20 protein-coding genes are annotated in these 23,002 nt (G+C 37.5%); 11 read left to right on the plus strand and 9 right to left on the minus strand.

The annotated features are described in order from the left end of the window. Positions 1–29: 29 nt before the first annotated feature. Entirely contained in the window at positions 30–458 is a 429-nt protein-coding gene (locus CPT03_RS01745; RefSeq protein WP_099437229.1) for a VOC family protein, read from the minus strand. A 233-nt stretch (positions 459–691) separates the two neighbouring features. Here CPT03_RS01745 and CPT03_RS01750 point away from each other — a divergent pair, with 233 nt between their 5' ends. Further along, complete coding sequence (locus CPT03_RS01750; RefSeq protein WP_099437230.1) at positions 692–874, plus strand: hypothetical protein; 183 nt, start codon at positions 692–694, stop codon at positions 872–874. 3 nt (positions 875–877) lie between these two features. Here CPT03_RS01750 and CPT03_RS01755 read toward each other — a convergent pair whose 3' ends face one another. Further along, positions 878–1,540, minus strand: coding sequence for an HAD family hydrolase (locus tag CPT03_RS01755; RefSeq protein WP_099437231.1), 663 nt, complete (start codon positions 1,538–1,540; stop codon positions 878–880). 32 nt (positions 1,541–1,572) lie between these two features. Beyond that, positions 1,573–1,959 (minus strand): hypothetical protein, encoded by a 387-nt coding sequence (locus tag CPT03_RS01760; RefSeq protein WP_157766317.1) that lies wholly within the window; start codon positions 1,957–1,959, stop codon positions 1,573–1,575. Between the two features lie 130 nt (positions 1,960–2,089). On the opposite strand from CPT03_RS01760, the gene CPT03_RS01765 reads away from it, so the two are divergent. Beyond that, positions 2,090–4,675, plus strand: coding sequence for an AsmA-like C-terminal region-containing protein (locus CPT03_RS01765; RefSeq protein ID WP_099437233.1), 2,586 nt, complete (start codon positions 2,090–2,092; stop codon positions 4,673–4,675). Between the two features lie 43 nt (positions 4,676–4,718). On the opposite strand, the gene CPT03_RS01770 is transcribed toward CPT03_RS01765, so the two are convergent. Further along, the gene (locus tag CPT03_RS01770; protein ID WP_099437234.1) at positions 4,719–5,816 is read right to left on the minus strand and encodes a mandelate racemase/muconate lactonizing enzyme family protein; all 1,098 of its coding nucleotides are present in this window, start codon (positions 5,814–5,816) and stop codon (positions 4,719–4,721) included. Between the two features lie 51 nt (positions 5,817–5,867). Here CPT03_RS01770 and CPT03_RS01775 point away from each other — a divergent pair, with 51 nt between their 5' ends. Next, positions 5,868–7,883 (plus strand): thioredoxin domain-containing protein, encoded by a 2,016-nt coding sequence (locus CPT03_RS01775; RefSeq protein ID WP_099437235.1) that lies wholly within the window; start codon positions 5,868–5,870, stop codon positions 7,881–7,883. Between the two features lie 7 nt (positions 7,884–7,890). After that, entirely contained in the window at positions 7,891–8,391 is a 501-nt protein-coding gene (locus CPT03_RS01780) for a peptidylprolyl isomerase (RefSeq protein ID WP_099437236.1), read from the plus strand. 157 nt (positions 8,392–8,548) lie between these two features. Here the strand turns inward: CPT03_RS01780 and CPT03_RS01785 are convergent, their stop codons facing one another. From CPT03_RS01785 to CPT03_RS01805, 5 genes are all read right to left on the minus strand, one after another. Beyond that, entirely contained in the window at positions 8,549–8,974 is a 426-nt protein-coding gene (locus CPT03_RS01785; protein ID WP_099437237.1) for a Fur family transcriptional regulator, read from the minus strand. Between the two features lie 10 nt (positions 8,975–8,984). Then, complete coding sequence (locus tag CPT03_RS01790; RefSeq protein WP_099437238.1) at positions 8,985–9,425, minus strand: hypothetical protein; 441 nt, start codon at positions 9,423–9,425, stop codon at positions 8,985–8,987. Positions 9,426–9,436: 11 nt separating this feature from the next. Further along, positions 9,437–10,675, minus strand: coding sequence for an ABC transporter permease (locus CPT03_RS01795; RefSeq protein ID WP_099437239.1), 1,239 nt, complete (start codon positions 10,673–10,675; stop codon positions 9,437–9,439). Then, positions 10,672–11,301 carry an ABC transporter ATP-binding protein gene (locus CPT03_RS01800; RefSeq protein ID WP_099437240.1) on the minus strand — a complete coding sequence of 210 codons (630 nt, stop codon included), beginning with the start codon at positions 11,299–11,301 and terminating at the stop codon, positions 10,672–10,674. Before CPT03_RS01800 ends, CPT03_RS01795 begins: the two co-directional genes overlap by 4 nt. A gap of 172 nt (positions 11,302–11,473) precedes the next feature. Beyond that, complete coding sequence (locus tag CPT03_RS01805; protein ID WP_099440972.1) at positions 11,474–11,854, minus strand: MerC domain-containing protein; 381 nt, start codon at positions 11,852–11,854, stop codon at positions 11,474–11,476. Positions 11,855–11,972: 118 nt separating this feature from the next. Here CPT03_RS01805 and CPT03_RS01810 point away from each other — a divergent pair, with 118 nt between their 5' ends. The 7 genes from CPT03_RS01810 to CPT03_RS01840 all read left to right on the plus strand — a co-directional run bounded on the left by CPT03_RS01810 (position 11,973) and on the right by CPT03_RS01840 (position 22,986). Next, positions 11,973–13,175 carry a GTP-binding protein gene (locus CPT03_RS01810; protein ID WP_099437241.1) on the plus strand — a complete coding sequence of 401 codons (1,203 nt, stop codon included), beginning with the start codon at positions 11,973–11,975 and terminating at the stop codon, positions 13,173–13,175. Between the two features lie 12 nt (positions 13,176–13,187). Then, the gene (locus CPT03_RS01815; RefSeq protein ID WP_099437242.1) at positions 13,188–15,290 is read left to right on the plus strand and encodes a TonB-dependent receptor; all 2,103 of its coding nucleotides are present in this window, start codon (positions 13,188–13,190) and stop codon (positions 15,288–15,290) included. A gap of 40 nt (positions 15,291–15,330) precedes the next feature. After that, positions 15,331–15,972: a hypothetical protein gene (locus CPT03_RS01820; protein WP_099437243.1), complete on the plus strand. Its 642-nt coding sequence runs from the start codon at positions 15,331–15,333 to the stop codon at positions 15,970–15,972. 112 nt (positions 15,973–16,084) lie between these two features. Then, positions 16,085–16,660, plus strand: a complete 576-nt coding sequence (locus CPT03_RS01825) for an RNA polymerase sigma-70 factor (RefSeq protein WP_099437244.1) — start codon at positions 16,085–16,087, stop codon at positions 16,658–16,660. A gap of 91 nt (positions 16,661–16,751) precedes the next feature. After that, entirely contained in the window at positions 16,752–17,882 is a 1,131-nt protein-coding gene (locus tag CPT03_RS01830) for a FecR family protein (protein ID WP_099437245.1), read from the plus strand. A gap of 336 nt (positions 17,883–18,218) precedes the next feature. Continuing rightward, positions 18,219–21,464, plus strand: coding sequence for a SusC/RagA family TonB-linked outer membrane protein (locus tag CPT03_RS01835; protein WP_245869947.1), 3,246 nt, complete (start codon positions 18,219–18,221; stop codon positions 21,462–21,464). Positions 21,465–21,468: 4 nt separating this feature from the next. Continuing rightward, positions 21,469–22,986 (plus strand): RagB/SusD family nutrient uptake outer membrane protein, encoded by a 1,518-nt coding sequence (locus CPT03_RS01840; RefSeq protein ID WP_099437246.1) that lies wholly within the window; start codon positions 21,469–21,471, stop codon positions 22,984–22,986. Positions 22,987–23,002 lie beyond the last annotated feature (16 nt).

Raw genomic sequence — 23,002 nt, forward strand, 5'->3', positions numbered from 1 at the left:
ATTTTTTCTAACTACCGCATTATGATTACTTATTTTTGACCTTGTTCAAAATTTACCATCCATTGGATGCCAAACTTGTCTTTAAAGCTCCCAAAATAAGCACCCCAGAAAGTATCTTCAAGAGGCATTTCAACATTTCCTCCTGCTGATAATCCATTAAAAAGACGTTCAGTTTCTTCTCTGCTTTCAGGGTGAAGCGATATTTGCACGTTGTTTCCTTCATTTAAAACATGCCCGCAAGAAGGCAATATATCTGAAGCCATTAATGTGGTATGCCCATCAATTGGCAATGCAATATGCATTATTCCGTTTCTTTCGTTTTCTGGAAGTTGCGAAGCCTCAGGTGCTTCGGTCATTCTGTGAACGGCACTAAATTCGCCTCCAAAAACAGATTTGTAAAAATTAAAAGCTTCTTCGGTTTTGCCGTTGAAGTTTAAGTAAGGATTCATTTTAGCCATGTTTTCTAAGTTTTATGTAAGTTCAAAATTTGTTGTTAATTAACCATTAAATACAAGTGAAAACTTAATACTTTCTGATTGTAAACAAATTTAAAGATTAGACATAGCCGTAAAGCGGTGTGAAAAAGTCAATTTTAGGGGCTGTTTGCGACAAGTTCTCCTCTCTATATTTGGTTAGCGTTTAAATAACATTTTAGAACTACCTTTGGTTCCAGATTTTTACAGTAAAACCCATGATTAGATTAAATAGCGAAACGCCATCAAACGTATTACAAGATGTAAAAATAGGTGATCTGGTTACCGATACATTTAGTAAAACCGGTTTGGTTGAGGAAATTGAAGTTACTGATGATGGCTTATACCGGATTTACAAGTTTATACTTGTAACCGGAAGGATAATTACTGTAAAGAAGTAAATTTTAATGATCTAATAATTGGCTAATGGTATTGTAAGTTAAATCTTTATAATCATTAATATACATATTGCAGGGAGGGAGTTCGTTTTTAGTATGTGAGGTAAGTACGCCTACAACCTTCATTCCGGCATTTAAACCAGCAGATACTCCTGAAAAAGAATCTTCAAATACTATACATCGATCGGGTGATATACCCAGGTTTTTAGCAGAAGTAAGGTAAACTTCAGGATCGGGTTTGTGCTTTTTTACATCTTCGCTGGCCATTATAGAACCAAATGTTTCTCTAATAGGTACTTTACTAAGTATCAGTTCCAGGTTGGCATATGGAGCCGAGGTTGCCACACCGATTTTTGCACCATTGTTTTTTAGGTTATCTATAAACTTTACTAAACCGGCAACAGGCTCAACATTAGGTTCATATATTTTTCTGAAAAGACCTTCTTTCTCCCGTTCTAATTGCAGTAATTCCTCGCCTTCAATTTTTCTTTTTAAAAAGTGGCTTAAGATGTAACTGTTAGATTTTCCAAACATATGTTGTGCAAACTCTTCATCGGTTGGGGCAAGGTCTCTTGTAGAGAAAAACTCACGGAAGGCAAGGGAATGATATGGATTGGTATGGCAAATCACACCATCCATATCAAAAATGACAGCAATTTCTTTATTCATGCAGTAAAGTTACTGTTTTAAAGCTGTTGTTATTAATTAGCTTTTTTTGGCGCATCTGTTTTATTTGCTTTCTTTTCGCTTTTCTTTTCTGCTTTAAATTCTTTGTAAGCTTTACGCTGGGTATCGTTTAATACAGCATTTATTTTATTATCTCTTTCATCTTTAGCGGCTTTTATAGCAGCTTTGTCTTTCTTTTCGCCTTTAGGGTTGCTGTCTTTTACTTTTTTGAAGCTTTCCAGGTTTATTGCTTCAATTTTTGACTTTTGATCAGCATTTAGTGATAGCTTTTTGGTTAATTCTTCTGTTGCTAGCTGAGCCTTTTGTTCAGGTGTTTTTTTTACTTTTTTATCACTTTGTTGAGCAAATGCCATAGTACCCATGCTAACGAATAATATAGCTGTGAAGATTAATTTTTTCATATGTTTCATGTTGATTTTTTATTATTCTAGACTTATAGAGGGATAAAGATAAGAATGGTTTAATCAATAAAAGTAATTTGGTGTGTTTATTGCTATGCAGAAACTTTAAAAGATTTTATATATTAAATACATGCTTAAAAAGGTATCAATTATTGTAATAGGTTTATTTGTTGTTTTGTTCGCTGCTGCGGCCGCAATTCCTTTGTTCTTTAAAAAGGAGATTGATGCAAAAATTAAATCGTCGATTAATGAAAGTGTAAATGCTAAGGTTGATTTTAAGGATCTGGACTTAACCTTAATAAGTTCGTTCCCTGATATGGGGATAAAGATCAACAACCTGACAATTTTAGGTATTGATAGCTTTGCAAAAGACACCTTAGCGAACATTAAGCAACTTCAATTGAATGTGAATTTAATGAGTGTGATTAAGGGCGAAAAATATGAGATAAAATCAATTAACCTTGAAGAACCAAGGATTTTGGCCAAGGTACTGAAAAGCGGTCTGGCTAACTGGGATATTGTAAAGAAAGATAGTGCGGCTACTGAGGGGACGGATACTGCTAAAACTGCTTTTAAAGTAGCCTTGCAAAAGTATGCAATTGAAAAAGGTAAAGTTGTTTATGATGATGCCTCTTTAGGTTTCTTTATGGAGATGAACAATTTAAACCATACGGGTACAGGCGATTTTACACAGGATTTGTTTACGCTTAAAACTCAATCGGCCATTGAACAATTAACTGTTAAGTACGGTGGAATCCCTTATCTGAATAAAGTAAAGCTCGATGCTGATCTTCCTCTTGATATAGATATGAAGAATATGAAGTTCACTTTTGCCGAGAACAAGATTAAACTTAATGAATTGCTATTGTCGGCAGTTGGTTACCTGGCGATGCCAAATGATAAGGACATGGTTATGGATTTTAAGTTTGATGCCAAGCAGTCTGAACTTAAAAATTTCCTTTCTTTAATACCTGCTATTTATGCCAGTAATTTTAAGGATATGGATGCTACAGGTAAATTTGCAATGAATGGAAGTGCAAAAGGGACTTACAATGAGAAATCATTACCTGCATTTAATGTAGACCTTTCAATAGAAAATGGTAAAATTAAATATCCATCACTGCCTTCTGCAATTAATAACATTCAGGTTAAATCACAAATCAGTAATCCGGATGGTGTAATGGATCATACTGTTGTAAATGTACCTGCATTTCATATGGAGTTTGGTAATGCACCAATTGATGGAAGATTATTGTTGAAAAATCCTACAACTGATCCATTTGTAGATATGGCCCTTAAAGGAAAGCTGGATTTAAAACAGCTGACCACTATTTTTCCGATGAAGGACATGACTTTAAGTGGTATTCTGGATGCAGATGTTCAGGCAGCCGGCCGTAAATCATCTATTGATAAAGGACAGTATGAAGCTTTTAAAGCATCAGGTCAAATGCTGGCAAGTAATTTCAATTATTCAGGTAAAAATGTACCAATGCCTGTTAGCGTTCCTTCTGCAAAAATGGCTTTTAGCCCTAAAAATATTACGTTAAGCAATCTTACTGCTAAAGTAGGTAAAAGTGATTTCACTGCAAATGGTACAGTAAATAATTACCTGAGCTATTTCTTTAAAAAGAACCAGGCCTTACAAGGAACATTTAATGTGGCATCGAACTTAATTGATGTGAATGAGCTGATGGGACCAAAAAGCACTGAGGAAACAGAGAAAAGAGGAGATTCAAAGCTAACTGTATTTGAAGTGCCCGGAAACATTGATTTTGATATGACAGCAAAAGCGGGCCGTGTGTTATATGATAATTACGACATTACTAATGCAAAGGGAGCTTTAGAGGTTAAAAACAAGACCATATACTTTAAGGATATGGGTATGAATATGCTTGATGGTACGGTGAAGATGAACGGATCGTACGCTACAATTGATCCTAAGAAACCAAAAGTTGATGTTGATTTTGGTATAGAGAAAATGGACATTCAAAAGGCGTTTACAGCTTTCAATACCGTGAAATTACTGGCTCCTGTTGCCAAATTTGCAAAAGGAGTATTCTCTACCAATTTAAAATTCAATTCTGATTTGGATCAGAATATGATGCCTGTTTATTCTTCTATAAATGCGGAGGGCTTAACAAATATTATTCAGGCGGTACTTGATGGATTTGAGCCTTTAAATAAGCTTGCATCTGCTTTAAGTTCTGATAAATTTAAAAAGCTGGAGCTAAACAATGTACTTACCAAATTCAAAATTAAAGATGGTCGTTTAAATGTTGCGCCTTTTGATATTAAGAAAGAAGGTGTTTTAATGAATGTGCAGGGTTCAAATGGTCTGGATCAGACTATGGATTATCAGCTTGGATTAAATGTTCCAAGGGCTATGCTGGGTGCAAAAGCAAATGAAACTGCAAATGCATTTATTGCAAAGCTGAACAGCAAGGCCGGTACTAATGTTGCTATGAGCGAGACTATAAAGGTAAATGCAGTTTTAGGAGGTACTATTCTGAAACCAACCATTAACTTAAAATATGGTGCAGGTGATGCAAAAGCGGGAGCTAAGGAAGCCGTTAACCAGGTAGTTGCAGAGAAAAAGGAAGAGATTAAAGCAGTGGCTCAGGCCAAGGTTGATACGATAAAAGCGCAAGCAACAGAAAAGGCAAAAAATGCAATTGCTGATAAGCTTAATGGGCTTTTTAAGAAGAAAAGCCAGTAAGGTATAATTAAGCCTTATTGCAGTTGCAATAAGGCTTAATTATTTAAATAATCCATTTTTCGCATGTTTTCAGGAACTTAGGGGCTGCATCTGCTCCAAGCCCGGGAGTATCAGAGACCTCAACAAAATATCCATTATAGGTAATGCCGCCAATTACGGGGTCAACCAGATGCCCGAGCAAGCAAGAATCTAAATCAAAGAAAACAACATTTGGACTAGCCAAAGCAAAATGCATATTTGCACTGATTGCTATTCTACTTTCAAGCATTCCACCTATCATACACTTTGTTCCGGTTTGCAAAGCAATTTCATGAATCTTTTGTGCCTCTAGTATACCTCCTGATTTTGAAAACTTAATATTAAGATAATCAACAGAGCCGCTGTTTATCAGCTTTCGCGCGTCGTGATGGTTGTAGCAACTTTCATCTGCCATAATTTTTACAGGGGAGTTCGCTTTTAGTTCAGGTAATTTATCGTCAAACCAGGTACGCATTGGTTGCTCGCAAAACTGAATGTCAAAATTTTCCAATGCGCCAAGTGCATACAGGGCTTCATCAAAGCTCCAACCTTGATTCGCATCAAGCCTCAGGATTACTTCTTTTCCAACTGCTTGCCTGATCAGACTCACCCTTTCTATATCACTGTGTACATCCTTGCCTAGTTTTATCTTGATGATACCGCATCCCCTGGCTTTTAATTCTATAGCAGTGGTTGCCATATTTTCCGGAGTATCAATACCTATGGTCATATCCGTTTCTACAATACGTTTTTCGCCTCCCAGATATTTATAAAGTGGCTGTTTGTTATGCTTTGCTGCAATATCAAATAAGGCCATATCAAATGCACTTTTGATGGTGCTGTTGTGAGCGGCAAATCCTAGTAAGTCATTCATCCTTTCGGGTATGTCGAGCGGATCTTTACCAATTAGAATCCTGGCAAACTCTTTGGCCATTGCGATGCAGGTTTCCTGGCTTTCGCCAACAATCATAGGAAAGGCTGAGCATTCCCCTATGCCGTAAATGTTATTGCTTGTGTAGATTTTAATGAGCACATTCTGAGCGAAATACATAGTGCCGGTTGCTATTACAAACGGCTCTGTTGGTATGCTGAAACGATAAATTTCGATATTTGTAATCTTCATGTTATCAGAGGTATACTGTAAAAATACAACTTATCTTTTTACCTTTATAGTATGAATTCAGAACCTAATAATTTAATTAAAGCTTCATCACCTTACCTATTGCAACATGCCTACAACCCTGTAAATTGGTACGAATGGGGAGAAGAAGCTTTGCAAAAGGCGAAGCAGGAAAATAAATTAATATTGGTTAGTATAGGATATTCGGCCTGTCATTGGTGCCATGTTATGGAGCGCGAAAGTTTTGAAAGACACGATGTTGCTGAGGTTATGAATCAGCACTTTGTGTGTATTAAAGTGGATAGGGAAGAGCGACCGGATATAGATCAGATTTACATGATGGCAATACAGTTAATGACAGGTAGCGGCGGCTGGCCTTTAAACTGCATTTGCCTGCCAGATCAAAGACCAATTTACGGTGGTACTTATTTTAAAAAAGATGATTGGATTAGTGTTTTATTAAGTGTTGCTAATTTATGGGCTAATGAGCCTGATAAAGCTAAACAGTATGCCGATAGGCTTACGGATGGAATTCGGAATTCTGAAAAGGTTATTCCAAATGTTAAAGTGGATGAATATACCAAGGTTCAACTGACAGAAATTATTGAGCCCTGGAAAAGATATTTTGATATTGCAGAGGGTGGCTATAATCGTGCCCCGAAATTCCCATTGCCTAATAATTGGCAGTTCATGCTGAGGTATAGCCACCTGATGGAGGATGATGCTACTCATGTATCAACTTTGCTTACCCTGGAAAAAATGGCCTTAGGCGGTATTTATGATCATGTAGGTGGAGGCTTTGCCAGATATTCTGTTGATGGTAAATGGCATGTTCCTCATTTCGAAAAAATGCTTTATGATAATGGGCAGCTCATTAGTCTTTATGCTGAAGCTTACCAGTATTCCAAATCCCCCTTGTTTAAGGATGTAGTTATTGAAACCATTGACTGGCTTGAAAGGGAGATGACATCGCCAGAGGGCTTGTTTTATTCTGCTTTGGATGCCGACAGTGAAGGTGTTGAGGGCAAGTTTTATGTGTGGGAAAAGGAAGAGTTTGATACTGTAGTTGGAGTGGATGCCCATCTGCTGGCAGATTATTATCATGTTACAAGTGATGGAAACTGGGAAGAAGAAGATACCAATATTCTTTTAAGGAAATTTATGGAAGAGGAATATGCAGATGTAAAAGGAATTACGGTAATGGAGCTTCAGGCAAAAATAAAGGAGGCAAAGGCTAAACTATTACAAGCACGCAGTAAAAGGGTACGACCAGGATTAGATGATAAATGCTTGACGGCGTGGAACGCAATGGCCATTAAGGGTTTAGCCGAAAGTTCAGGTATTTTTGGTATGCCACATTATTATGACCTGGCAAAAAGGGCTGCCGACTTTATTCTGGCAAATTTACGTGGTTCTGATGGTGGGCTTTACCGTAACTTTAAAAATGGAAAAGTAACCATTCCTGGATTTTTGGACGATTATGCTTTCTTCATTGAAGCTTTAATAGCCCTTTATCAATCAGATTATGATGAGCGCTGGCTTAACGAGGCTAAGCAACTAACAGATTATGTATTGGTAAACTTTGAAGATAAGGATAGCCCGATGCTGTTTTATACTTCGGCCAGCGGCGAAACTCTTATTGCACGTAAACATGAGATAATGGATAATGTGATTCCTTCTTCGAACTCCACAATGGCTCAGAATTTACATATTTTAGGACTGTTGTTTGATAATGATCAATATGTGAGCAAGGCTTCAGCTATGCTTGCTGCTGTACATCCTCAAATAAAAACTTATGGCTCGGCATATTCTAACTGGGCAATTCAATTGCTTAATGAAGTATTCGGAATTAATGAGGTAGCAATAACAGGGAGTAAGGTATATGACATAAAAAAAGAACTAAATGCACATTACATCCCCAATAAAATTACATTGGCCGGAACAAATTCGAACCTACCTTTGTTAAAAGATAAGCAAAGCATTGAAACAAAAATCTATATTTGCCGAAATAAAGCGTGCCAGTTGCCGGTAGCTACCGTTGACGAAGCATTACAATTGATAACTAAATAACATCATAATGAGTATTAAACCCAATACAGTAGTATCATTAACGTACGAATTGCATACGACTAATGAAGAAGGACAACAAGTTTTTGTAGAGAAAGCAGATGAGCAAAATGCATTAGTATTTCTTTATGGTACAGGAATGATGTTGCCTAAATTTGAAGAGCATTTAGGTGGCCTAAACGTTGGTGATGAATATAGCTTTGAGCTTAGTGCGGCTGATGGATACGGTGAATTAGATCCAGGAGCTTATGCAGACTTGCCTAAAGATATGTTTAAAGATGTTGAATTACCATCGGTAGGTGATGTTATACCTTTGCAAGATAATCAAGGTAACCATTTCAGAGCTGGCGTTACCGCTGTTCATGAAGATGTTATTTCTGTAGATTTAAACCACCCAATGGCTGGTAAAAACTTAATATTTGCAGGTAAGATTTTAACTGTACGTGAGGCTACTCAAGAAGAATTGAGTCATGGTCATGCCCATGGTGCTGATGGCCATTCTGGTCATTAATAGCTAATTGCTTAAAAACCCCTTACCTTATTTTTCTCCTCGGATTCAGAAATAGAATCCGGATGTCGGAAAATAAGGTAAGGGGTTTTTAATTAGACGCGCTATAAATTTGACGGTCATAGGGGAATTGCAGGGTGTACAAAAAGATCAGGTTTTTTTAATGAACCGCACTGCTATTGCATTTTTCGCAAACTCCGTAAGCTGTTGAGGTAATGGTGGTAGCTGTAAAACCTTGTGGCATTTTAATTCTCGGAACAGTAACTTCCAGACAATAGATTTTAAAACAAGTTGTACAATTAAAGTGCACATGTTCGTCATGGTGATGATGTTCTGTACATGACGCCGAACAGATTGCATAATTAGCCGTTCCATTCATATCCATTATCCTATGTAGAATGCCCTTATCTTCATAAGTATTCAATATTCTGTATAGCGTAACACGATCTATCTCCTTACCGAGTTTTTTTTCAAGATCTGGTTGCGAAACAGCAGCTTTGTCCAAGGCAATTTCTTCGAGTACGCGAACCCTTTGTTTGGTGTGCTTTAAATCGTGCGTCTTTAATATGTTAGCTGGATCTATCATGTTGGCTTATTTATATTGGTTTTGCAGCAGATAAAACGATTGGCGGGTTATCCATTGCATTTCCAGTATTTAATTTTAAAGTTCCCTTAACAGTTATTGTCTGATACGTGAATTTTATGGGTTCTGTCATCTCTACCAATACCATAATAGGTACTCCATTTTTACCGCAGAAATAGCATTGATTAATTGGTAAAGTAGAAAGCATAAACTTGGTCTGTTTCATTCCATCTTTAATTGGAACAATATAACCTTCAAGTTCAAAGGGCTTGTTTGCGAATTTTTTTATATTGTTATTATAAATCGCAATCATCTCTGTATCCTTAATGATTTTAAAATCCACACTGCCAATAACATCCCAGTTGTCAGACATTACCTGATCATCAGGATTGTGCTGTGCTTTAACGGCCAGACCAGTAAAAAGTAATAAGAAGAGCACAATATTTTTTACCATAAATGTTTGTTTTAATTCTTCGACAATATTTTAGAGATATTTGATCTATAAGCTTGTACAGCAGGTATTACGGCTGCAAATATACCAATAGCAAGTCCGGCTGCAAATAAATATGCCTCATCGCCAAGTAAAATGAATCCGGTTAATCGCGCCTGACTGCTTTCCTGATTGCTTCCAATAAATTCTAATGCCAAATGCCCTAATGCTATTCCAATAATTGTACCTGCTAAAGTAAGCATAATCCCTTCGGCAATTACAATCAGAAACAGCTTAGTTCTGGATGCGCCTAGTGTACGCATAATGGCCAAATCATAACTTCTTTCTTTTAATGAGTTGTACAGATTTACAAATACACTTATTGCAGCAATGAACATAATAAGTAGGGCAAACCATTGCAAGGTATCCACACCAACGCCTATTAAAGAAAACAATCTGGTACTTTCCTGAGCGGGAGAGGCAGCCTGCATATTTGTAGATTCATTTACCATACGAGGAAACATAACAACTGACATTGGTGAACGATACTGGATTAGTAGGGAAGTGATTTCTTTGTTCTGAATTTCAGGAGCCTCTTCTTTATGATCTTTTGAATCATGATGATGATCATCACCATGATCATGCTCTTTTTCTTCTTGAGGATCGTGCATTTTCCAAACGCTCGAAATGTTTGTTAATATCAGATTGTCGGTAACGTTTCCTTGTGGTGTTAAAATGCCTGCAACTTTGTAGGCATGGGTTTTATGGACATCAGTACTTCCCGTAAGGCCATGTGCACCAAAAAAAGTATCGCCTATCTTCAGTTTTAGGTTTTGAGCAACAGAGCTTCCAATAGTGGTTTCAAAATCGCTTTGCCAGAATTTACCTTCTTTAATCTTAAGCTTATAAATGCCAACAAAATTGGAGTCGGTACCTACAATGCGGACTCCATTGTAATTATCTCCAAGAGCCAGTGGTACTGCTTTTTTAACAAAAGGGCTTCCGGCTAGTTCCCGGGTTTCTTTTAAAGGAATATTACCGGTAGGGAAATCGATATAATAAATGCTGCTCAATATGAGTTGCAATGGGCTGCCTTTAGCACCCACTACCAGATCAATATCTTTAGAATTGTTTTCCAGCTTATCACTGATTTGTTTTGAAGCAAGCAACAGTATGGTTAGGATACCAGTTCCAAAAGCAATCAGTATAATGTTTAACGCTGATGATAGTGGCTTAGACCAGATGCTTTTCCAGCTTATCTTTAAAGGACTCATGATAATTCGTAGGTGTTTGTAAATGCATCTTTAACTCTTTTATCGTGCGTAGCCACAATAAGCGTGGCCTGATTAATGCCTGACTGGTTTATTAAAAGTTCCAGCACTGCTGCCGCATTTTTATCGTCCAAACTCGACGTTGGTTCATCTGCAATAATTAATGTGGGTCTGTTAACTACAGCCCTTGCAATAGATACACGTTGTAACTGGCCATGACTCAATTCATTGGGGTAAGCATTTTTTTTATCGGCTATACTTAAAGAAGTAAGAACTTCCTGAATCCTGCTTAAGTCGGTAGGAAGATTGGCAAAGCGTTGTGCCATAATTAGGTTTTCCTTTATTGTAAGGCTTTTTATAAGGTGCGGACGCTGGAAAATGATTCCAATGTTTCGACCCCTAAACTGATCCAGATGTTTTGAAGATAAATCGTAAATGGAAGTACCATCAATAACAACGCTACCTTGTTGTGGTTTTAAAATTCCTGTTAAAATATGAAGGAGTGTAGTTTTACCACTTCCGGATGCACCAAGCAGCAACCATTGAGAGCCATTGTCTACCTGCCAGTCCCTAAAGCCTATTCTATGGCCATTCTCATAGTTATGAGATACCGCATTTAATGCAATCATATTTAATCCTATTTTTTAATATGGCTTTTTAAATAGTTCATGTAAAGTTGTTTGCCAGTTACTTTATCATGTTTGCAACCCGGGTTTATCATGCTTATAAAAAGCAGAAATGCACCAAATATTAATTTTCTGTTCATCACTTCCGTGGTTTGTAAAGTTAGTAAATGCAATTTTATTTATGCACGCAGCTGCGGCTGTATTTCCAGTTTATATAGTGAGCAAGGGCAATAGTAAAACCTCCCATTGGGATTAATATAGCTTCCATACTTTCTATGAGGTAATGTCCTGTGGCTATCATTACAAAGCCTATTGTAAGAATTATTGCAGGCATTGGTCTTTTATGTTTAGGGTAAGATGTACTTAAAGAATACACTCCAATAACAAGAGATAGACCTATCATGACCATTTCTATCCAGCTGTGGGCTAAAAAGCTAAGTCCAAACAATGGCAGTGCGGTAAGCACAAAAGGCAATGCTGCACAATGAATTGCGCAGGCTAAGGAGGCGGTCATTCCCAACTGATCTAATTTTTCGGATTTAATAAAGTATTTCATGTCGTTTAATTTTTTTTCTGCCGGTTCCATCAGGCTCCGGAAAGTGATTGCAAATATAAACGCAATTTTGTTGCATTTGTAAAATTAAATAAAATATATTTGCAACATAATTGCATTTATGGAACAGAGAAAATTACCCGTAACCGTACTTAGTGGCTTTCTTGGTAGCGGTAAAACAACTTTACTAAATCATATCCTTGATAATAAACAGGATTTAAAAGTTGCATTGATAGTGAATGACATGAGCGAAATCAATATTGATGCAAGAACTGTGCAGAGTGGACATGCACTGTCAAGAACTGAAGAGAGGCTTGTTGAAATGAGTAATGGATGCATTTGCTGCACGTTAAGAGAAGATCTGATCACAGAAGTTGAAAAACTAGCCAGAGAGGATCGTTTTGATTACCTGATTATAGAAAGTACAGGTATTTCAGAACCAATTCCGGTTGCACAGACTTTTAATTATGTGGATGAAAATTTGGGCATAGACCTCGATAAGTTTAGTAAACTGGATACAATGGTAACTGTGGTAGACTGTTACAATTTTAAAAAGGATTTTGGTACTGATGAACTTTTGCTGGATAGAGAATGGGTTGATGACCAGGTAGACCGCAGGACTATTGTAAACTTGCTAACCGATCAGATTGAGTTCGCGAATGTGATTGTTCTTAATAAAACTGACCTTGTTAGCGAAGAAGATTTAAAGCTGATAAGGGCTGTGGTTAAAAAGCTTAATCCATCAGCAAAGCAAGTAGAAAGTACATACAGCAAAATTGATGTTAAAGAAATTCTTAATACGGGATTGTTTGATTTTAAAACCTCATCTCAAGGTGCGGGCTGGATTAAGGAATTAAATACAGTTCACGAACCAGAAACAGAAGAATATGGCATTAGCAGCACTGTATTCCGCTCTTCAAGGCCATTTCATCCACAACGCTTGTGGGACTATTTAAATATAGATTTTCCAAACAACATTCTCAGAACTAAAGGTTTGTTCTGGATTGCAGCGTTGCCAGATTATGCACTTAATTTCTCGCAGGCCGGTGGTTCTCTTAAAATCGAAAATGCAGGAAACTGGTGGGCAAGCATGCCTTTGCAGGAAAGACTTAATTATGCAGATTATCTGGAAAACAGAGAAGACATAGAAAGCAGATGGGATATGGGTTTTGGAGATCGATTAAATGAACTTGTTCTTATTGGACAGGATATGGATAAAGACAGCCTGAATAATGAACTAACTTCATGCTTACTGAACTATAAAGAGCTCATTTGTTTCTGGCAGGGAGAGAAATTTGAAAATCCATTTGAAAGAGTTCTTTAAAAGCTGTTTTTTATGCTAATAAGATTACTCTTAATTTTTGCCCTCGGCTTTTTATCGATCATTCATGCTTATGCTCAGGTACTAACTGATTCTATTAAACTGAAAGAGGTAAGCATTGTTGATAAACTGAAACCCATCAGCAGAACCAGTATTTCGGTAACGCTATCTGAAAAGCAACTTCAGCAAACCAAAGGATCTGACCTTGCAGAAACCATAAAAGAGATTGCCGGGGTAAGCATATTAAAAACAGGCTCAACCATTTCTAAGCCAGTTATAGAAGGGATGCATGGTAACAGAATACTGATCCTAAACAATGGGATAAGGCTCGAAGCACAACAATGGGGCTTAGAACATGCACCTGAAATTGATCCATTCCTTGCCAGCAGAATTCATGTTATAAAAGGAGCAGAATCTGTTAGGTATGGGGCTGAAGCAATTGGTGGTGTGGTTATAGTAGAACCTCCATCTTTACCAATTTCTGAGGGTATTTCAGGAACGCTTAACCTTATCGGCGCATTAAATGGGAGGTCGGGTGCTACATCGGCAATGCTTAATGGTGGATTAAAATCATTACCGGGCTTCGGCTGGAGATTACAGGGGACATTTAAAAGATCAGGTAATGTACGGTCTGCAGAGTACTACCTGGGGAACACCGGAGTTCAGGAGGTAAATTATTCGGCAGCTGCAGGATACAATAAAGGTAGGGCTTCGTATGAAATTTATTATAGCCGTTTTGGTACTGAATTGGGCATTTTATATAGTGCACACGTAGGTACTAAGGAAGATATAGATGCCAGAATTGCAATAGGCAGGCCTCTGGAGAATTACGGATTTACCTATAATATTACTGCCCCCCGCCAAAAAGTTGTACACGATTTATTAAAGACCAAAGCCCATTATGTCGTTAATGATGGTCAGTCATTGGATATAACATATGGTTTTCAAAAGAATCAACGGAAAGAGTATGATTTCAGGAGAGGTGATAGGGAAGCGCTTCCCATTACAGACCTGGTTTTAAATACTCATACCCTGGATCTGGTTTTTGAAAAGCAGAACCTTCATGGAACAAAACGCTTATATGGCTTTAATGGGATTTTTCAGGTGAACAATAATATTCCCGGAACGTTGGCAAATACATTTATTCCGAACTATGATAGCTTCACCGGTGGTGTTTTTGTGATTCAACGCTGGCTCACAAAAGACTTTGAATTTGAAGGCGGGCTGCGATACGACTTTAAACTATTTGATGCTGCCGGATACCGATATGCTAATAATAGCGATGATAATTCAGAGATTACAGAACAATACTACGGCGGGCAGAGCCGGTTTCATAATGTTACCGGGTCATTTGGTATGCTATGGAAAATTAACGAGTACTGGCAATTAGGTAGTAATCTCGGCTTAGCCTGGAGGGCACCTACAGCAAATGAATTGTTTAGCAATGGACTGCACCATGGTGCAGGGTTGTATGAAATAGGTGATCCTAATATTAAAACTGAGCAGGGCTATAAATGGGTAAATTCTTTAAAATATTATAAGGAAAAACTAAATTTTACTTTTGATGCTTATGCCCAGTACATTAATAATTACATCTATTCTGAACCTGATAAAACTTTCAGACAAACGGTAAGTGGTACCTATCCAATATTCAGATATAAACAAACCAATGCTTCTTTTTTTGGTACAAACTTCTCAGGAACTTATCACTTTTCTAAGGTCATATCTTATAAACTCAATGCTTCATTAATAAGGGCGAGGGATGTAAGTAATAGTAAATATTTACCATACATCCCGTCCGACAGGCTAGATCAGCATATTCATCTCAATTTTCAATTTAAAAATTTAAACAATATCTGGATACAGGCAGGGCACAGCTTCGTTCGTCGTCAAACCCGTTATGAACCCGAAAGCGACTATGCAGCCCCTCCGGATGCCTATCACCTTTTTCAACTTTCAGGTGGAACAACTATGAAGATTGGAGCACAGGAACTTGGCTTAAACCTCGGCGTAGATAATCTATTTAATACCCCTTACAAAGAGTATATGAACCGATATAGATACTATACTCACGATATGGGAAGGAATATTACCATACGGCTAGCCTATAAATTTTAACCGAATAAATCTTATCAATTACATATAACAATTTACAATTATGAACAAATTACGCAATTACTCATTAGCAATCTTAGTAGCATTTATCGCACTCACATTTAATGCCTGTAAGAAAGATCCCAAGCCAGAAGTACCGGAAGAAGAAATCGGAAAAGCGGAGCTTACTTTTCTTGAAGTTGAACGTGAGGAGCATGGAGATCACTACCATTATAACCCTATTGCCGAAGCAAAACCTACAAGTATAACCTTTGATAGTAAAGGTTTGCCTCCTGTTGGTACACATCTGCATCTTATAGAGGGTAAAACTTACAAACTAACACTTAAATCATTTGATTTTGCGAACCGCGAAATGCAGCAGGAGTTCCTGGAAAAGCACGACATCCATCAGGCATTTATATTGGGCGCACCTGAAGGGGTTTTAACTTATGTTTATGCAGATAGGGATAAGGAAAATAAGAAAATAAATGTTGGGGTAACGGGATATCTGACAGTTGATGAGCAGACAGAAAAGGGATTTACATTCCGCTATGTACTTCGTCACCTTAATCCTGGTGTAAAAGCCGGCATCACTGCTGCGAACTGGAATGATGTTAATTTCGCTTCAAAATTTGCGGGGGCAAATGATTTGGATTTGAAATTTGAATTGCACCCCGTTCACGATGGTGAACACGAGGTTCATTAGCGCTCACCTGAATTGATAAGCACGATTTTTCGCAGCTTATCAATTCTTTTCAAATTAATTTATTAATATTGAGTTTAAAACGAACTCGTATTTGAAAGGGGGATAAGGATTTATGATCAATTATAGCGCATGCTTTGACCAGGAGCTTGTCCTCTTACTGAAAGACGACGATGATGCTGCTTTCAAAGAAATCTATCTGCGCTATGATAAGCTTCTTCTGATCTATGCTTATAAGAAATTGCGGAACAGAGAGGAAGCAAAAGATCTTGTTCAGGATGTGTTTACCTGGCTGTGGAACAGCCGTAAAGATTTTTCTATAAACACAACCCTGTCAGGATATCTTTATAAATCTGTGCTTAATCGAATTTTTGATGTCGTTAAGCATAAAGGTATTATTAGAAAATATGTGGACAGTGGAGAGCATTACATTGAAATAAGTAATGAAGAAACTGATTATCTAATCCGTGAAAAGGATATTGCGCTGCTAATTGAAAAGGAAATATTAGCTATGCCACCAAAAATGCGCGAGATTTATACCTTAAAAAAGAAATATTTTTTAAGTACTAAAGAAATTGCTACAGAACTGAGTCTTTCAGAACATACTGTTTCAACCCAAATGAAACGTGCGCTTAAGCACCTTAAAGTTAAACTTGGTATTATAGTTTTATTCATAACTGTCAGTTTTTGATTTATTTTAATTTTTTTTTCCTCATTGTACCTAATGGCTTCTTTTGAATCGTCTTAGTCTTTAGTAAGGGTTAAACCCGAAAGAAAAGATTATGCAAAAAGACATACAAGCCATACTAGATAAAGTGAGTTCAGGAAATGGAACGGCCGAAGAGCAGCAAATTGCCAAGTATTGGTTGCATCAACTTCATCAGGATGAAGAATCGGGGCTTTCTGAAAATGAGCTGGATACTCTTAGTGCTGAAATGTGGAATGAAATTCGGAACAAAAGAAAGGCAGAAAGCCCAAGAAGACGCATTTTATGGCCGGCAATTGCTGCCACTGCCTGCCTTGTTTTAGCGCTTGGTTCAGTCCTGTATTTCAATCAAAGTGGTACATCGCATGACAATAAAGTAGCCAGGGTATTGTTTCAGGATATTCCTGCGGGAGGAAATAAAGCCTATTTAACCTTAGCTAACGGTAAAAAGATTAGCTTGACAGATGCATCCAGCGGAGCAATAGCTACCCAGGCGGGTATACAAATCAGTAAGACATCCAGCGGACAACTTATTTATACGATTACTAATCAAAAAGCAACAGGACAAACCGATTATTATAACCGTATTGAAACACCTAGGGGTGGGCAGTATCAGTTAAATCTTCCTGACGGAACTAAGGTTTGGCTCAACTCGGCCTCCTCTTTAAATTACCTTGTTAATTTCTCTTCAAAAGAAGAAAGAATTGTTGAATTAACTGGTGAAGCTTATTTTGAAGTAGCAAAAGATAAAAAACATCCATTCCTGGTACGCAGTGCAGGTCAGGAAGTTAAAGTTCTTGGTACCCATTTTAATGTAAATGCTTATGTGGACGAGAGCGGAGTTAAAACTACATTGCTAGAAGGATCAGTAAGGGTGAATAATGATGTTGTTCTGGTTCCGGGAGAACAATCTGTTTATGCAGGTGGTAAGCTCAATGTAAAGGCTGTAAATGCCAGTGATGCAATAGATTGGAAGAATGGAGAGTTCGTTTTTAATAAAGATCCGCTTACCGATATTTTAAGGAAGGTATCGAGATGGTATAATGTAGATATTATCTATATACGTGATCTTGGTTCGGGGCTAGATGTTCCTACTTTTAGTGGCTCCGTGTCCAGATTTGAAAATGTATCCGTCATATTGAGAATGCTTGAAGAAACCAGTAATGTCCGTTTTGCTATTGAAGGCAAGACGATAAAAGTAAAATAACCTAACCAATACAATCAACAACTAAACAAAAACAAAATGAAAAGAATCAAAGGCAAAGCAAGCTGATATTTCCGCTTAGGTTTTTAAGAAAAAAGCTATGAAAGTGTTTCAGCACTTCCATAGCAATATCTGAGTTAACCATAAAAAACAAATTCCAGATCAGTTTAATGTATTAACCCAAGCTTCAAAGGTATGAAATTATATACTTTTAACCTAGGTGTGCCATGCCAGTGGCTACCTCCGAAATTTTTATCAATTATGAATTCGGTTATCCGGCAATTTGCCGCAACTGATAAAAGAAAATTACTAATGAGAATTAACTTGATCATAATTATAATGACCAGCTGTTTACTGCAAGTCAGTGCATCTAGTTTTGCGCAGCGATTTAGCTATAAGAAACAACAGGTTGCACTACGTCAGGTTTTTCAAGAAATCAAAAAACAGACCGGATACAAGGTGCTATATTCAGATCAGAATGTAAATGGTAACCTTTTAATTAATGTTGAATTTAATAATGCAGAATTAGAAATTGTATTGCAATCCTTGTTAAAAGACTTGCAATTGACGTATAAGATAGATCAAAAAGTAATTCTTATTAATGCGTTGGCTAAGCCTGCGCTTCAGCAAATGACAACTTTACCAGCTAAAGCTGATATCAGCGGAAAAGTGGTAGATGATAAAGGTAAACCTCTTCCCGGGGCATCAGTAAGTGTAAAAGGACAGGGTAAGACTGTCAGTACAAACGACGAGGGTATCTTTCTTTTAAAAGATGTACAGGAGCCCGTAACATTGATTGTTTCATTTATAGGCTACATCCGTAAAGAAGTTGAGGTTGTTAAAAACCAACAGTTGGTTATAACGCTAATGGAGGATGTTGGTCAGCTAAACAATGTCATCGTTGTTGGCTATGATAGTAAGAAACAGAATGAATTGACAAGTGCTGTGGCTGTAGTCTCATCAGCGAAATTGAAAGATGTAACAGCTAATAATGTAGGCACAATGCTTCAGGGTAAAGTGGCAGGTTTGCAAGTAGTAAACAGTTCCGGTGCACCTGGCTCTGTTCCAGAAATAAGATTAAGAGGGGTATCTTCTGTAAATGCCAATCAAAGCCCTCTTGTAGTGGTAGATGGGATTATTGGGGGGAATTATGATCCTAATGATGTCGCGTCAGTTACTGTGCTTAAAGATGCAGGAGCTACTGCATTATATGGCTCTCAGGCAAATGCAGGTGTTATTATTGTAAATACCAAACGCGCTACATCCGGAGAAACCAACTTTGAGTTTAAGGCTACATCTGGATTTAGAACAGCTGATTTTGGTAAACTGGATGTAATGAACAGTGCCGAATTATATGACTATCAGAAAGAATTTTACCGTGATTATATTATTGGTGCCGCAGATAATTCATATAAAATAGATCTGATTAAATTTTATAGTGAGCGTCCGTTATCACTTCTGAATCAGGATTATGACTGGTCAAAAGAATCTTTTAAAGCCGCGCCGGTAAATGCATTTTATTTGTCGGCTAGCGGAAGTACAGAAAAGAATAATTATTATGTAGGCGCATCTTACTATAACGAGAAAGGGACTTTTCTAAACACAGGTTTCCAACGTATTAATGTTCGTGCCAACTCTACTTATACCTTCTCTAAGAAATTAAGTGTAACTAATAACATCAACCTGAGTGCTTCAATTGGTAAAAGTTATGATTATAACGACGTATATTACTCCTTTTTAAATCTGCCTTGGGACAATCCATATGACGCAAATGGTAAGCCTATTTATGTAGATGGGAACTCGACCTTTAAATGGTGGTCTCGCGATAAAATCAATCCCATTCATACAGTTAAGAACTCTGAGCATCCTTACAAAGGGTTTGATGTAAATTATGATTTCGGATTAAACTATAATATTAATAGTTGGTTAACTTTCTCGAGCACCAATAGGGGCTCCGCAGGTTTTAATAAAGGCAAAAATTACTTCTCTCCACTTGTAGCAGGTACTTACCATGGAACTGGCTTTATTGATGAGCTGAATACGCTAAATTATGGTGTTATCTCCAATAATCTGTTTAAATTCAATTTTCAATTTGGAGATCATTCAATTACAGGATTGGCAGGAATAGCCCTGGAAGCTGGACAAACAGAATACTCCGGAGCTTCGGGTAAAGGCTTGCCAGAGGGATTGAAGGTACTGAATGTAGTATCTAACAATCAACTTGTAAATGGGTTTACCGATAAAAGCTACCTTCAATCCGGATTATCGCAGGTTAACTATAATTATAAAAGTCGCTACTTTTTATCAGGGTCATTTCGTGTAGATGGATCTTCTGCCTTCCCGGAAGGGAACCGGTATGCTTCCTTTCCTTCAGTATCAGGAGCCTGGTTAGCAAGTAATGAAGACTTTTTGAAAAATAGTAATTTCATTGATAATTTAAAGCTAAGGCTAAGTTATGGTATAACCGGAACTCAGGATATTGGTTCATCAAGATATCTGGGACTATATTCTTTAACCACTCAATATAATTCACTAACCGGGGCAGTACCTTATCAGCTCGCAAGTCCTAATTTAACCTGGGAGAGTAAGCATCAAATTAATGCGGGTATTGATATAGGCTTATTTAAAAGAGTTAATCTAACGGTTGATGTGTACCGTAATAACACCAAAGATCTGCTTTTGCAGGTTTCGCAACCTCTGTCTGTTGGCTTTGAAACGAAATGGGAAAACGCCGGAAATGTAATCAATAAAGGAATCGAACTGGGAATTAGTAGTACAAACATTAAAACAACCGATTTTGAATGGACAACAGATTTTACCATAAACTTTAATAGCAATAAACTGTATGGTTTACCAGCAGATATTGTGAAGACAGGATCCTGGAGTATTTCCCAGATCTATCGTAATGGAGGTAACCTTTACGAATTTTATATGCCTAAATGGCTTGGAATAGATAGCCAGACCGGTGCGCCTGTTTGGGAGAAACTGATTTACAATGAAGAGGGTAAAGCAGTTGCAACTGAAAAAACGCTCAATTACGCTGAAGCTACTACTCAGGAATCAGGATCGGCACTGCCTAAATACCAGGGTGGTTTCAATAATAGTTTGAGTTATAAAGGCTTCAACTTGCGCGTAAGTACTTATTTTAACTATGGCAATAAGGTGTTTAGCAATAATCTCCGTTTTATGATGAACGATGGTCATGAACCTTATTATAACCAGATCAGAATGCCCGATGGCACTAAGATATGGTCTGGCCCGGGTGATACTGGTGCTACTGAACCAAGTCCTCAGAATTCGGCAAATTCTACAGAAACCTCTACCCGTTACCTTAAAGACGGGAGTTATTTTACCATCAGAAATATTTCATTTAGTTATGCGTTGCCTACCTCTTTGGTAAAGAAATTGCATTTTAAGGCAATCACCTTAGGAATTACGGCTGATAATGTGGCTACATTCTCAAATTTCTTAGGCCAGGATCCGCAAACCACGATTAGTTCAGGAAGTTTTGTAACGCCAGGGGTGTCAGACTTCAAATACCCTAACAACAGGCAATATTTATTTACCGCTAACTTCAACTTTTAAGCATATGAAAAAGTATTTATTCTCCATAATTGTTCTTCTGCTCATCTTTGGGAACAGCTGCAAAAATCTTGATGTTGCACCAAGTGATGCCATTAGTACAGAAACACTGATTACTACTACTGACGGCTTAACAAATGCCTTAAATGGTGCTTACGCTTTGTTTAAAGATCATATTACATTTAACGGTACAATAGACCAGAACAATATGTATTTACGTCAGTTTTATCATTTGTCTGACTTTGCGAGTGACGATATTGTATGCGGACAAGTCACTACTGATCCTCTGTTTTATAGTTTTAGTCTTGGTCATTCACCATCGCAAGGCAATACAAGGTATTTTTGGTATGTATCTTATAAAATAATTACCGGTGTTAATACCGTAATTGAAGCAGTAGAGAAATCGGGAACACAGGATCCGGCAAAGTTACAGCTGCTGGGAGAGTGTTATTTTCTAAGAGCGTTTTGTCATTTTAACCTGGTTAGATTGTTTGGTAAACCTTATAGTGTAGATCCTGCTGCTGATGGAATTATTCTACGTACCAATCTTACTGATCCATCTAAAAAGAAGCGCGCTACTGTAGCGGAAGTATATGATGCTGTTATTGCTGATGCTGAAAAGGCTGCTTCTTTAATGACACAGCCAAGAACTGTGCAATATGCATCAAAAGAAGCTGCATGGGCATTGTTATCACGAGTGAATTTATATAAGGAAGACAATCAGAAAGCGATTGAGTATGCCAATATGGTGATCAATTCTAAACGGTTCAGTCTTGCAACAGCTGCAACCTACCCGTCTATGTTTGCCAATGCGCAAACAAGTACAGAAACTATTTTTTGCATAGCCTTTACCCCAGTTGATGATTATGGTAAATTCGGATCTATTGCATCGATGATTTATTCTGATGGAAATTCAGGATGGGGTGAGGAGTATGCTTCTTCTTCATTGAGGAATGTAATGTCAAAACACCCTGAAGATGTTAGATGGTCTTATATTGTCCCACTAAAAGACTCCAATGGAATCATACAAAAGAAAAATGGTATCGAAGTATATTATATAAGCAAGTTTTCTTTCCAGGGTGGTCTTCCCAACTTAAGTTCTCCAATCATGTTTCGATTGTCAGAAATGTATTTGAATAGAGCAGAAGCAGAAGCTAAGTTAAGCAATGCTGGCGCTGCTCTTGATGATGTGGATATGATTCGTAAAAACCGTGGACTGGAGAGCTCTTTGTACAATAAAACATTACCATCAGGCTATTCGGCATTAGATGTTGTCTTGGAAGAAAAACGTATAGAAATGGCCTTTGAAGGGCATAGAACCTATGATGTTTATCGCAATAAGAGAGCTATGAATAAAGCATACTGGGGTTATCATCTTGCCGGATTAAAAGAAACTGATATTGATTTGAGCAAAACGCCGTCAGGCTATGCTAACCTATCAGTGAACTACACCAACCCAAGGGTTATTTATTTTGTGCCTATTGATGAAGTGTTGAGTAACCCACTTGCTACTCAAAATCAATAGTAAAGTCGATTATAAA

The organism is Pedobacter ginsengisoli, assembly GCF_002736205.1.
Taxonomy (GTDB): domain Bacteria; phylum Bacteroidota; class Bacteroidia; order Sphingobacteriales; family Sphingobacteriaceae; genus Pedobacter; species Pedobacter ginsengisoli_A.

Excerpts from the sequence above, each read along its gene's own strand:
- CPT03_RS01745 (WP_099437229.1), bottom strand. The coding sequence starts at position 458 with ATGGCTAAAATGAATCCTTACTTAAACTTCAACGGCAAAACCGAAGAA.
- CPT03_RS01750 (WP_099437230.1), top strand. The coding sequence starts at position 692 with ATGATTAGATTAAATAGCGAAACGCCATCAAACGTATTACAAGATGTA.
- CPT03_RS01755 (WP_099437231.1), bottom strand. The coding sequence starts at position 1,540 with ATGAATAAAGAAATTGCTGTCATTTTTGATATGGATGGTGTGATTTGC.
- CPT03_RS01760 (WP_157766317.1), bottom strand. The coding sequence starts at position 1,959 with ATGAAAAAATTAATCTTCACAGCTATATTATTCGTTAGCATGGGTACT.
- CPT03_RS01765 (WP_099437233.1), top strand. The coding sequence starts at position 2,090 with ATGCTTAAAAAGGTATCAATTATTGTAATAGGTTTATTTGTTGTTTTG.
- CPT03_RS01770 (WP_099437234.1), bottom strand. The coding sequence starts at position 5,816 with ATGAAGATTACAAATATCGAAATTTATCGTTTCAGCATACCAACAGAG.
- CPT03_RS01775 (WP_099437235.1), top strand. The coding sequence starts at position 5,868 with ATGAATTCAGAACCTAATAATTTAATTAAAGCTTCATCACCTTACCTA.
- CPT03_RS01780 (WP_099437236.1), top strand. The coding sequence starts at position 7,891 with ATGAGTATTAAACCCAATACAGTAGTATCATTAACGTACGAATTGCAT.
- CPT03_RS01785 (WP_099437237.1), bottom strand. The coding sequence starts at position 8,974 with ATGATAGATCCAGCTAACATATTAAAGACGCACGATTTAAAGCACACC.
- CPT03_RS01790 (WP_099437238.1), bottom strand. The coding sequence starts at position 9,425 with ATGGTAAAAAATATTGTGCTCTTCTTATTACTTTTTACTGGTCTGGCC.
- CPT03_RS01795 (WP_099437239.1), bottom strand. The coding sequence starts at position 10,675 with ATGAGTCCTTTAAAGATAAGCTGGAAAAGCATCTGGTCTAAGCCACTA.
- CPT03_RS01800 (WP_099437240.1), bottom strand. The coding sequence starts at position 11,301 with ATGATTGCATTAAATGCGGTATCTCATAACTATGAGAATGGCCATAGA.
- CPT03_RS01805 (WP_099440972.1), bottom strand. The coding sequence starts at position 11,854 with ATGAAATACTTTATTAAATCCGAAAAATTAGATCAGTTGGGAATGACC.
- CPT03_RS01810 (WP_099437241.1), top strand. The coding sequence starts at position 11,973 with ATGGAACAGAGAAAATTACCCGTAACCGTACTTAGTGGCTTTCTTGGT.
- CPT03_RS01815 (WP_099437242.1), top strand. The coding sequence starts at position 13,188 with ATGCTAATAAGATTACTCTTAATTTTTGCCCTCGGCTTTTTATCGATC.
- CPT03_RS01820 (WP_099437243.1), top strand. The coding sequence starts at position 15,331 with ATGAACAAATTACGCAATTACTCATTAGCAATCTTAGTAGCATTTATC.
- CPT03_RS01825 (WP_099437244.1), top strand. The coding sequence starts at position 16,085 with ATGATCAATTATAGCGCATGCTTTGACCAGGAGCTTGTCCTCTTACTG.
- CPT03_RS01830 (WP_099437245.1), top strand. The coding sequence starts at position 16,752 with ATGCAAAAAGACATACAAGCCATACTAGATAAAGTGAGTTCAGGAAAT.
- CPT03_RS01835 (WP_245869947.1), top strand. The coding sequence starts at position 18,219 with ATGACCAGCTGTTTACTGCAAGTCAGTGCATCTAGTTTTGCGCAGCGA.
- CPT03_RS01840 (WP_099437246.1), top strand. The coding sequence starts at position 21,469 with ATGAAAAAGTATTTATTCTCCATAATTGTTCTTCTGCTCATCTTTGGG.